Origin of the sequence: Flavobacterium macacae, assembly GCF_003865365.1 — a bacterium.
GTDB lineage: Bacteria > Bacteroidota > Bacteroidia > Flavobacteriales > Flavobacteriaceae > Flavobacterium > Flavobacterium macacae.
Window position 1 is genome coordinate 1 of the sequence record NZ_RQVR01000032.1, and the last position, 257, is coordinate 257.

General features: G+C 34.6%; 1 protein-coding gene. It reads left to right on the forward strand.

Annotated features, from left to right (window positions below; genetic code table 11):
* Nucleotides 1-257: UDP binding domain-containing protein (locus EG849_RS15905; RefSeq protein ID WP_317125218.1), on the forward strand; the 257-nt coding region annotated here is incomplete at both ends.

A 257-nucleotide genomic window follows, 5' to 3' on the forward strand; every position in this document is an offset into this window, starting at 1 on the left:
TTTGAATTTGGTATATATTGCTAAATCCTATGGTTTGCATGAAGTTGCTGATTATTGGGAACAGGTGATTATCATGAATGATCATCAAAAAAGAAGATTTGCCAACAAGATTGTTTCGACACTTTACAATACCGTTTCGGGCAAAAAAATTGCATTTTTAGGTTGGGCATTTAAAAAAGACACTAACGATACAAGAGAATCAGCTGCCATTTATGTAGCTGATGATTTGATCAATGAGCAGGCTTCCTTGTCTGTTT